General features: G+C 60.9%; 6 protein-coding genes. 4 read left to right on the top strand and 2 right to left on the bottom strand.

What is annotated here, in order from left to right:
- The first annotated feature begins 273 nt into the window (after positions 1-273).
- Both VGY55_05795 and VGY55_05790 read left to right on the top strand, forming a co-directional pair.
- The gene (locus VGY55_05795; protein ID HEV2969485.1) at positions 274-3969 is read left to right on the top strand and encodes an SEC-C metal-binding domain-containing protein; all 3696 of its coding nucleotides are present in this window, start codon (positions 274-276) and stop codon (positions 3967-3969) included.
- A gap of 128 nt (positions 3970-4097) precedes the next feature.
- The gene (locus tag VGY55_05790; protein ID HEV2969484.1) at positions 4098-5414 is read left to right on the top strand and encodes a 3-deoxy-D-manno-octulosonic acid transferase; all 1317 of its coding nucleotides are present in this window, start codon (positions 4098-4100) and stop codon (positions 5412-5414) included.
- 68 nt (positions 5415-5482) lie between these two features.
- On the opposite strand, the gene VGY55_05785 is transcribed toward VGY55_05790, so the two are convergent.
- The gene (locus tag VGY55_05785; protein ID HEV2969483.1) at positions 5483-6835 is read right to left on the bottom strand and encodes a DUF4038 domain-containing protein; all 1353 of its coding nucleotides are present in this window, start codon (positions 6833-6835) and stop codon (positions 5483-5485) included.
- 249 nt (positions 6836-7084) lie between these two features.
- Positions 7085-8155: an EAL domain-containing protein gene (locus VGY55_05780; protein HEV2969482.1), complete on the bottom strand. Its 1071-nt coding sequence runs from the start codon at positions 8153-8155 to the stop codon at positions 7085-7087.
- Between the two features lie 418 nt (positions 8156-8573).
- On the opposite strand from VGY55_05780, the gene VGY55_05775 reads away from it, so the two are divergent.
- Both VGY55_05775 and VGY55_05770 read left to right on the top strand, forming a co-directional pair.
- Positions 8574-9917: an AAA family ATPase gene (locus VGY55_05775; GenBank protein ID HEV2969481.1), complete on the top strand. Its 1344-nt coding sequence runs from the start codon at positions 8574-8576 to the stop codon at positions 9915-9917.
- Positions 9918-9938: 21 nt separating this feature from the next.
- The coding region (locus VGY55_05770) for a tubulin-like doman-containing protein (GenBank protein ID HEV2969480.1) at positions 9939-11487 on the top strand (1549 nt) is incomplete at its 3' end.

Below are 11487 nucleotides of genomic sequence, written 5' to 3'. Positions count from 1 at the left end.
GTCTCGGCGGACGTTTCACGCGGGGAATGTTCGCTCGGCCGACGGTTCCGGCGCCGGCCTGGCAATCAAGCGAAAGCACTAACTGCAAATTCAATTATGGATTGCGCTTACGGAGTGTACAAGCTCCATGTGTCACGCTTGACCCATTGCGGCAATCGCTATAAACTTTGATGCGAGATAAACTTACGTACTCATAACCCTAGCTTCCCGGCCGTTGATCGAATGCTGATCGACGGCTTGGGCTTTTGCTGTTTGCAACCAACGGCCTCCGCTATGGAAATACTCGAACAGATTTGGGAATGGATCGGGGGCTTCTTTGGCGCCATCGGGAGCGGCATCGAGCGCTCGATCACTTCGTTGTTCGGCTCGTCGAATGCCCGCTATGTCCGCAAGCTTCAGCCGAAGGTGGACGCGATCAATGCGCTCGAGCCGAAATTCCAGTCGCTGACCGACGAGGCCCTGCGCCAGCAGACGGTCGAGTTCCGCAACCGGCTGGCTGCGGGCGAAACGCTCGAAGACTTGCTGATCGAGGCGTTTGCCGTCTGCCGCGAGGCCGGTCGCCGCTTTCTTGGCATGCGCCATTACGACGTGCAGCTCGTCGGCGGCATGGTGCTGCATAGCGGGTCGATTGCCGAAATGGTCACTGGCGAAGGGAAAACGCTCGTCGCCACACTGCCCGCATACCTCAACGCGATCGAAGGCAAAGGGGTCCACGTCGTCACGGTGAACGACTATCTGGCGCGCCGCGACATGGAATGGATGGGCCCGCTCTATATGGGGCTCGGGCTGACGGTCGGGGCGATTCAAAACAGCATGGACTCCGCCCAGCGGCAAAAGGTCTATGCCTGCGACATCACCTACGGCACGAACAACGAATTCGGCTTCGATTATCTTCGCGACAACATGCGCCACGCCGCCCGCGACGACGATCGCTATGTGAAGCCGTTGCAACAGTCGCAGGGTCCGCTGCATTACGCGATCATCGACGAGGTCGACAATATTTTGGTGGACGAGGCCCGCACGCCGCTGATCATCTCCGGCCCGGCCCACGACGACGTGGCCAAATACGCCAAGGCCGACCAGTTGGCAAGGCAGTTGGTCAAGGACCTGCATTTCGAGGTCAAGGAAAAGGAACACGCGGTCAATTTGACGGACGAAGGAGTTCGGGCGGCGGAAAAGCTGGCCGGCGTCGAGAGCTTCTACACGGCCGGCAACATGGAATGGCCCCATCTGATCGACAATTCGCTAAAAGCCCATCATCTCTACAAGCGCGACGTGAATTATGTGGTCGAGGACGACGGGGAAGTCGTGATCGTCGATGAATTCACGGGCCGCAAGATGCCCGGCCGGCAATGGAGCGACGGCCTGCACCAGGCGGTCGAGGCCAAGGAAGGGGTGCGGATCAAGGAAGAAACGCAAACGCTCGCCACGATCACGCTGCAAAACTTTTTCAAGCTCTACGACAAGATTTGCGGGATGACGGGCACGGCCATGACCGAGGCCTCCGAGTTCTGGAAGATCTACAAGCTCGACGTGATCGCCATTCCCACCAACAAACCGCTCCGCCGGCGCAACTACCCGGACGTGATTTTCCGCAGCGAACGCGAAAAATTCACCGCCATCGCCGACGAAATCGAGCGGATCAACAAGTGGGACGCGCTCGAGCTGACCGACGGCACGGAAAAGCTCGGCACGATCGCCAAGGAGCAGCCCGACGCGATCGACTTCCAGGCCAGAGATAGCCGCCAGCGCGAGACGATCCCCCGCGACAAGATCAAGCAGCTCGAGCGCCGCGGCCGCCCGGTGCTGGTCGGCACGGTGTCGATCGAGAAGAGCGAGCGGATGTCGGCCCTGCTCGAAAAGCGCGGGATCAAGCATCAGGTGCTCAATGCCAAGCATCACAAACGCGAGGCGGAGATCGTCGCCCAGGCCGGCCGTAAGGGGGCCGTGACGATCGCCACGAACATGGCCGGCCGCGGCACCGACATCATCCTCGGCGGCAATCCCGAGACGATGGCCTGGGCCCAATTGCAAGACAAGTATCCGACGCGCCTCGACGTGCCGCAGGCGGAATGGGAAGCGCTCGTCAACGAGATCGAGCAGCGCGAGCAGATGAAGGCCGACGGGCGCGAAGTGAAGGAGATGGGGGGCCTGCACATCATCGGCACCGAGCGGCACGAAGCCCGCCGCATCGACCTCCAGTTGCGCGGCCGCTGCGGTCGACAGGGAGACCCCGGCAGCAGCCGGTTCTATCTGTCGCTAGAAGATGACCTGATGCGAATCTTCATCGGCGAATGGATCGCAAACTTTCTTACTCGTCTCGGCATGCAAGAAGGAGAGGCGATCGAGAACCGCATGGTCAGCCGCCGCATCGAGGGCGCGCAGAAAAAGGTCGAGGAGCGAAACTTCGACCAACGCAAGAACCTGCTCGAATACGACGAGGTGATGGACGAGCAGCGCAAGCGCGTTTACGGCTATCGCCAACGCATCCTCAACGGAGCGAACTGCAAGGAATTGATCCTCGAGATGATCGACAGCCAAATCGAGCATCATCTCGATATTTTCCTTGACAAGCAGTACGGCACGGAGACATTCGCCAAATGGGCTGGTGGATTGCTCTCGGCCGAGCTGGATCCCAAACAGTTTGCCGGGATCGACTTCGACGCCGCCATCCAGCATGCGAAGAACGAAGCGGAGCGGGCCGCGGAGCGCCAGATCTTCGACGCCATCGAAGAGAACCTTCCCGAAGGGGAGGAAGACGAGGAATTGAATTGGGAAGCTCTGGCCAAGTTCTCCAACACCCGTTGGAAAACGAACTATCGCGATAAAGACATCAAGAAGATCGGCCGCGATCAACTCGCCGAAACGCTGATCCAGAAGGCCCGCGACGCGATTGAAAAGGTCGATCTCGCCGAAGGGGCCAAGTTCTTGATCGACGATTTCGGCATCCGCACGGCCTGCGGCTGGGTGCAATACAAATTCGGCGTGGCGCTCGAACCGCAGGAGATCCGCTCGCTCGAGCCAGCCCCGTTCAAGAGCTTGATTCGCGAAAAGGGGACCGCCGCCTACGAAGAGAAGGAAATTGAATACCCGGTCATGGCGGGACTGTATCACTTCACCACCCGCGACTCGAGCGGGCAGAAGCGGTTCGACCGCGAGAAGCTCGTGGCCTGGGCCAAAGAGCGGTTCCATGTCGATCTCGACCTCGAAGACCTGAAGAGCAAGCAGCGCGAGGAGGTTCGCGCCCTGTTGATCGAGCAGAGCCGCACCAACCACCGCCGCGCCGATGAAATGCTGGCCGAGCTGCGGCGACGGATCAATGAATTGCCGGACGACGTGTTCGACGCCAAGCACGGGTCCAACGGCGACGATCCGCTGGCTTCGCTCACCGCGTGGGTGCGTGAAACGGTCGGTTATCAAGCCAGGCCAGGGGAATTCGCCGAGCTGGATCGCGAAGCGCTCAAGAATCGGCTGTCGATAGTATTGGAAGACCACTTCCGCCCTGAAATGCGGAAGATGGAGCGGACGCTAGTGCTCGAGATTCTCGATGCCGCCTGGAAAGACCATTTGCTGGCGATGGATCACCTCCGCTCCGCGGTTGGACTGCGCGGCTGGGCGCAAGTCGATCCGAAGGTGGAATACAAGCGAGAAGGGATGCGCACCTTCGAGCAGATGTGGACGAGCATCGGCGAGCGAGTCACCGACCTGATCTTTCGGATGGAAGACCTCGATCCGAATTTCGTCGGCTCGACCTGGAAGGAAGCCACGGCCGTCCATGAGGAAGCCCCCTCGACCACCGAGATGGCCCGCCAGCAGCAGGCCGCCATCGACTCGTCGGCCAACGGCGATCAAAAGATCGAACCGATCCGCAATCGCAATCCAAAGGTCGGCCGCAACGACCCCTGCCCGTGCGGCAGCGGAAAGAAATACAAGAACTGCCACATGAGGATCAAGGGGCCTGCCGGATAGCGCGAACGTCGTGTAGCGGATTTCGCCAGAATTCCGATGGCAGCGGCCACGTAGCGAATCTCAGCGTAGCGCATCCGAATTCTGGTGAATTCGGCTACGGTCAAATGGCAAGGGAAAGGAATCCCGCGGTGTCGTATCTGTTGAACGTCCTCTATCTCGGGGTGCTCGCGCTCGCCTCGCCCTGGTTGCTCTGGCAGGGGATTCGCAAGGGGAAATACCGCGATGGCTTCGCCGCCAAGTTTTTGGGGCAAGTGCCGCGGCGCGAATCGGACCGCCCCGGCATTTGGTTTCACGCGGTGAGCGTCGGCGAGGTGAATCTGCTGGCCACGCTGTTGGCCCGGATCGCCGCGCGGCGGCCGGATTGCGAGTGCCTGATCTCGACGACGACGATGACCGGCTACGCGCTGGCGCGCAAGAAATATCCCGAGTTGACGGTGTTCTACTGCCCGCTCGATTTCACCTGGGCGGTGCGCCGAGCGGTCGCCCGCATTCGGCCGACCTTGCTGGTGCTGGCCGAGCTGGAATTGTGGCCGAACTTGGTTCGCCTGTCGCATGCGGCGGGAGTGAAAGTGGCGATCGTGAACGGCCGGTTGAGTGAGCGCAGCTTCCGCGGCTATCAATTCTGCCGCTGGCTCGTCCGGCCGCTGCTCGAACGAATCGACTATATCGGCGCGCAGAATCAAGAATATGCCGAGCGGTTCACTGCGCTCGGCGCTCGTTCCCAAACCGTTCTCGTCACCGGCTCTATAAAATTCGACGGCGCCGAGACCGATCGGCACAATCCGGCGACGGAGCGGCTGCGAGCGCTGGCGGGCTTCGCGCTGGATGACATCGTCTTCCTCGCCGGCAGCACTCAGGATCCCGAGGAATCGCTCGCGTTGGCCGCGTTCCGCGAATTGGCGCCCGCGCATCCGCGATTACAGCTCGTGCTGGTGCCGCGGCATCCCGATCGATTCGCAGCGGTTGCCGCGCTGCTCGACGCCTCGGGCATTGCATGGCAGCGATGCACCGACATGGACACCGCCCCGCGCGATCCAGCGGCTCGGGTGCTGCTGATCGATGCCGTCGGCGAACTCGGCGCTTGGTGGGGGACGGCCGACATCGGCTTCGTCGGCGGCAGTCTCTCCAATCGCGGCGGACAAAACATGATCGAGCCGGCCGCCTACGGCGTGGCCGTCTCGTTCGGCCCGAATACGCAGAACTTCCGCGACATCGTCGCCGCGCTGCTCGCCGAACGGGCCGCCATCGTCGTCCAAAATGGCGCCGAACTGACGGCCTACGTTCGCCGCGCGCTCGCGGAACCGCACTTTGCCGCTGAACTCGGCCATCGGGCCAAGGCGTTCGTCGCGCGGCAGTTGGGAGCAACGGAGACCACTTTGGCCGCTCTTTTGTTGCTCTTGGGAAATGCGCGGGCGACGATCCCGGCTGATCGCTCGGCAGCCTAGCCGACGCTAGCAGCGTCTGCCACGAGTGCGTCGCGCTATGTGAGCCGGTCGGGAACAATCCTCGCGTCTCACTTCGCCTTCTCGGCCTCCAGCACCAGCACCCAATCTTCGTTTCCCTTGCCGTCGGCGTTTTCGCCGGGCGTGGTGAATTGGTGCGTGCCGCGGTTTGCGAGCGGCGAGCCGGCGATGTCGTGGAACTTGCCGGCGGCGGGGTCGTACCAGCGGGCGATGGTTGGTCCCGCGAGAAGGCTCATATCGACCGTGACCGTTCGCCGGTCGGGGATGTAGGCCATCGCCAGCCGGCCGTCTGGAGTGCGCGCGGCGGCGGCGTAGTCGAACTCGCCGAACCTGCCGAATCCCTCGGTCAGCAACTTATGCTCCTGATCGGGCACAAGGTCGTACCATGCCCGCGGCTCGAACAGAGATTGGACGTACTTCATTTGCACGGCGCCCGGCGTGTCGAGCTGCTCCTTCCAGCCGGCGAGAAAGGGCCAGGTGTATTTGTTGCCGTAGAGCTGCCCGGTCGAGCCGCAGAGATTCGAGGTGTATTCCTCGAGGCGAAGCTGGTGCGGGTCGCCGAACTTGATGTGGGCGACGTTCTCGAACTCGTAGCTCGATTCGACCATGAACGTCGGCACGCGATGCTCAGTCTTGCGGTTGTAGTCCGCAAGCAGCGGCAGGTAAACGGGCTTGTAAGTGTAGGCGGCGCTTAGGCCCACCAGCGGCGCCCAGCGCTCGTTGACGAGCGAGGTCGACCAATTTCCCTTCCAGTCGATCTCAATCGTGTGCAAATGCCGATCGTCGAGATCCTTGATCCCCAGGGCGATCGCGATGGCCAGCTTATCGTTCTCGGCCGTGTCTTGCACGTAATCGTTGCCGTGGAACCAGAGCAGATTGTCGAAGTCCTTATAGCGCTTGCCAAGATACCGTCCGTACGCGCGGCACTTTTCCGCTCCATTTTTCTGCATCACTTCGAGAAAGCTCCCCGTCTCGGCCGGATCGAGCATCACGAGTGTGTCGTACTTGGCCGCCACCTGGATGATCCGATCGCAGCGGGCGAAATACGCCTCGTTCGGCTCCGAAAAGTCGTTCACGGCCTTGAACGGATGCAGGCCGTCGAAAGTGCTCGCGTCCTCGCGCCCGCCGGTGTACTTGGCGCAGATCAGATTGATCCAGGCGGCGTTGAAGCCGTGCGCCTGGCGGTTTTTGAAGAATAGTTCCGCGTCTTCCTCGGATACGTTGACCATCATCGCTTGCGGCGACTCGCCGGCGATCAGAAACGGCTGGCCGTGGCGATCGACCAGATATCGCCCGGTCGGCCCGATCTTTAGCGGATATGGCGAATCAGCCGCCGCGGCAGTCGTCGCGCCGACGACAAGCAAGAGGACGACGCCTCTTAATTGACGCGCAGTCTGCCCCATAGAGCACCTCATAGCGGAATTCGCCAGAAGTCGAGGCTTTCCGCGTTTCGCAGGTCCGACTTCTGGCGAATTCGGCTCCGGTCCTGCGATATCGTGCGCCCCATGAGTATGGATTATAGCCGCTAAGAACGCCTAACAAATCCGGCTGGGAGAAGGGGACAGTCCCCATTTTGCTGCCGACCATCGCGGCGATGGTGCCCGCTTCGCAAAAGGGGGACAATCCCCGCCGGATTGTTTAGGCGTTCTGAGTTATTCGCCCGAGGGCGGCACGCGTTTCATCGGCGCAGGCCTTCCAAAGTAGAATCCTTGGGCCAGATCGAAGCCCAACTCCTTGCAGAGAGCAGCTTCTTCTTCGAGTTCCACGCCCTCGGCCAACGCGAGAATTCCCAAGCTGCGCACCATCTTCACAAGATGGGCCACCATCTGCTGGTGTTCGGGCGTCGCGCGATGGATGTTGCGAATCAACGAGATGTCGAATTTGAGATAATCGGGATGAACGGCCGTCAACTCCGCGATCCGGGCCTGGCCGGCGCCGAAGTCGTCGAATGCCAAACGGACATTCACGCTCTTGAGTTCTTCGCTGAGCCTTCGCATTTGAACGACGTCGGTCACTGCCGCTTCATGGATCTCCAAGGTCATGGGCTGGGAAGGGGCGGCGGCACGCAGCAGCTTGATCGATTCGATCAGTCCCGGCTCGCGAATCTCGATCGGATGGGTGTTCATGAACAGATGGGGAGGCTTGGGAAGGCCCATCATTTCGTTGCAGGCCGTCCAGCGAACCGTCTGGCTGAGCCGCGCCTCCTGGTCGAGTTGGGCGGCCACGGAAAACATCTTCAGCGGCGTTTCCAGGCCGGTCAGACGGCTTCGGCACAACACCTCGACGCCTTCGATCGCCATGGTCCGCAGATCGACGATCGGCTGATAAAACGGGATCACCGCTCGTTCCGTGATCAAACGATCGAAGAGAACCAGCGACATCGCCTGATCGCGGACGTCTTCGCAAGCCGTGGCCGTATTGGTCGAGCTGTCTTGCTTCAGCACTCGAAACGCTTGAGTTGCAAACTGGATCAAGTCTTCGGACACCACTTCGACTTCCGACGTCACGCGCTTTCCATTGACGAACGTGCCGTTCGTGCTCCCCAGATCGCAGATCGCCGCGGTCGCCCCCTTGTCGATAAACTCCGCGTGGGCGCTCGAGACCGTCGAGCACGCCAATTGAAGTCCGCAATTTGCCCGGCGTCCGATCACGAACGGGCTCGAATGGACCGGCACATAACGAACCGGCTCCGCCTCGCTGGTCCGCCCACATAGAAACCACATGGAACGGGTCCAGGGGGCGGCATCAAGCACCCGATTGGGCCCGCGCTCCCCGCCCCCGAGTTCGGGCAATACGGCGAAATGGCTCTCGTTTTGGCTCATGCATGCGTCCGCCGGCATACTCACGTATCTCGTCCCGAATCTAGCTTAGCTCGAAGTCGGAAGAGAACTAGGGCGTTCGCAAATGCGGACCGGGCGAATGGTTCCGGTCTATTCGTTACCGTCGCAATCACGCGGAAACGGAACGCCGCGCAGCGCGTTCCCTTGGTAATGCCGCCGGCGCTTTCGTTATGGTCGAATTCATTGAAATCCGCGGCGCAATCGAACCTCCAGTTCCGCGTTGTGACGCCCGCGAGGGGAACATCCGTCAAAGCGATCCCGTGCTATCGTTGCGCTGTCACCAGAATCGTGGAGACTGCCCTTGCTGACTACAGAAACGCTAGACGTCGAATCAACGTGGCTGGAAGCCTTCCTGTCCGATGAGCGGTTCTGGCCAGCGGAGCCGAAGACCCTGGAAGAGACTGGGCTGCCTCCCAATTTGGTCGAGTCGCTGGTCTTCAAACACCTGGCTGCCGCTGGGAATATCAGCGGCCGGCGAATCGCGGAGCAGGTATGCCTGCCCTTTCGAGTGCTGGAAGAAATCCTGGCGACGCTGCGGACGCAGCAATTGATCGTGCACACCGGCGCGGCCCCGTTTAACGACTTCTATTACATTCTCACCGAACAAGGCCTCGAACGCGCCAGGGCCGCGCGCAGCGCATGCGCCTACGTCGGGCCAGCCCCCGTTCAACTCAACGACTATATCATCTCGGTGGAAGCGCAATGCATTAGCAGCGAGTCCCCGACCGATGAGCATCTCCGCGCCGCGTGTGCCGACATTTCGGTGGATGAGCGCCTCTTCGATTATATCGGGCCCGCGGTGAACTCCGGCGCAGGCATGTTTCTCTACGGGGCGGCCGGTAACGGCAAATCGACGCTGGCCCGCGCGATCACGCTCAGCTTCGGCCAGGAGATCTGGATTCCCAACACCATCGTCGAAGATGGGCAGCTCATCAAGCTGTTCGACTCGGCCTGCCATTTTCAGGTCCAAGACGCGCAAAACGGAATCCTCAGGAGCAAGGAAGCCGACCGTCGCTGGGTGCGGATTCGGCGTCCCACCGTCACGGTCGGCGGGGAATTGACGATGGACAACCTCGATCTCCGGCACGACCCGGCGACCAATGTGACCGAGGCGTCCTTGCAGATGAAGAGCAATTGCGGCTGCCTGGTGATCGACGACTTCGGCCGGCAGAGGATCAACCCAATCGAACTCTTGAACCGCTGGATCGTTCCCTTGGAGGAAGGACATGACTTCCTGACGTTGACCACCGGCAAGAAGATTCGCGTTCCATTCGAACAGTTGATCATTTTTTCAACGAACCTCGAGCCCCGTGAGCTGGTCGACGAGGCGTTTCTTCGGCGAATCCCCTACAAGATTGAACTGATCGATCCGACGGAGGAAGAGTTCTTCGTATTGTTCGCCAGTTACGCGAAAAAGCTGGGCTTCGAATTTCGGCCCGAAGCGGTCGAACAACTCTTGGACCGCCATTATCGACCAAACGGCCGGGCGATGCGGCGCTGTCATCCACGCGATTTGCTCAAGCAGGTCCGGAACTATTGCCGCTACAAGCGGATTCCCTTGGAAATGCGGTCCGAGCATTTCGACCGAGTCTGCCGATCCTATTTCGCCCTGGTTTTCGGCGAAAAGTCACCACCGTCTTCGTGATTGATTCGCACGACCACACCGATGCTGCAAGATACTCCGACATTCGGCGATCCGGCCCAGCCGCATCCGCAGCGCGACCGCTTCGGCTCGATGCCGGACGAAGTCCGACGGCTCACGGGCTACACCCTGGAGAAGCGACTAGGTTCCGGTGGCAGCGGCGAAATCTGGAAGGCCGTCGGGCCGGAGGGGCAGGCGAAGGCGGTCAAGATCATTTTTGGCTGCTTCGACGAGCGGAGGGCTGCGCAGGAGTTAAAGTCGCTGAACCGCGTCAAGACGCTCAGCCATCCGTTTTTGTTGTCGCTGGAAAGCGTCGCGGTCGTCGACGGCCGCTTGGTCATCGTCACCGATCTTGCCGAGGAGAGCTTGAAGGATCGTTTTGAGGAATGTCTCGCGGCCGGCGCTTGCGGCATTCCGCGCGACGAGCTGATGAAGTATTTGTCGCAGACCGCCGAAGCGCTCGATTATTTGGAAAGCGGTCACGGCTTGCAGCATCTCGACGTCAAGCCGGAGAACCTGCTGCTGGTAGCCGGTCGAATCAAGGTTGCCGATTTCGGACTGCTGAAGGACATGACCGAGGGAAGTCCTTCCTTGATCAACGGTCTCACTCCGAAATATGCGGCCCCGGAAGTCTTTGACGGTCGCCCCACCCGCACCAGCGATCAGTACAGCCTGGCGATCGTGTTCCAAGAAATGGCGACAGGGACGTCTCCCTTTTCGGGTCGAACCGCTGCCCAACTGGCCTCGCAACATCTGCACTCGATGCCCGACCTGACTCCTCTTTCGCCGCTGGAGCGGTTCGCGGTCGGCAAGGCGCTCGCCAAAGACCCGGCGACGCGATTCAGTAGCTGCCGCGAATTCGTTGAACGGCTCGTACCGCGATCGCGCACGGCGCTGCTGACCGGCGCGCCCGTCCGTCCGGCGGTGAACGAACCATCGCAGAGCCGCACGCGATCCGAGGAACCCGATGCCCGTCATGACGGCAGAACGATCGAAGTTCGGCCACCAGAATTGATCCGTCTGCCAGCCATCTGCATCGACGAGCAAGCACCGAGTTTTCGGCCCACGGTGTTCTTGGGAATCGGACATGCCGGCGGGCGAATCCTCGCTCGGCTCAAGCAATTGCTCAGGGAACGTTTTGGATTGGAAAAGCAACTATCGGCTTTCCAGATGCTCTATATCGATACGGACGTAGATGCGGTGAACGAGGTCAGCTCCGCTTCGGGAGCTGGAAAGTTAAGCGAAGCCGAAACGCTCTTGTTGCCGATCCATTCGACCTGGAACTATCGCAACAGTCCCGTCAGCCAAATCAGCTCGCTTAGCCGGCGCTGGCTCTATAACATTCCCCGCTCACAGAAAACCGAGGGCCTGCGGGCCTTGGGACGGCTGGCCTTCCTCGATCACGCCGAGCGCGTGAAGACGCAGCTTCGCAGGGCCATCCTAGCGGCGGCCGATCGCGATGGACTCGCCGCGACGACCGAGGCCACTGGATTGTCGTTCGGCAGTTGCGATCCGCGAGTTTTCGTGATCGCCTCGCCGGGCGGCGGGACGGGGGCTGGTATGCTCATCGATG

The organism is Pirellulales bacterium (assembly GCA_035939775.1).
Taxonomy (GTDB): Bacteria; Planctomycetota; Planctomycetia; order Pirellulales; family DATAWG01; genus DASZFO01.
This window is presented reverse-complemented; position numbering and strand designations above follow the sequence as displayed.

Excerpts from the sequence above, each read along its gene's own strand:
- VGY55_05785 (HEV2969483.1), bottom strand. The coding sequence starts at position 6,835 with ATGGGGCAGACTGCGCGTCAATTAAGAGGCGTCGTCCTCTTGCTTGTC.
- VGY55_05780 (HEV2969482.1), bottom strand. The coding sequence starts at position 8,155 with ATGTGGTTTCTATGTGGGCGGACCAGCGAGGCGGAGCCGGTTCGTTAT.
- VGY55_05795 (HEV2969485.1), top strand. The coding sequence starts at position 274 with ATGGAAATACTCGAACAGATTTGGGAATGGATCGGGGGCTTCTTTGGC.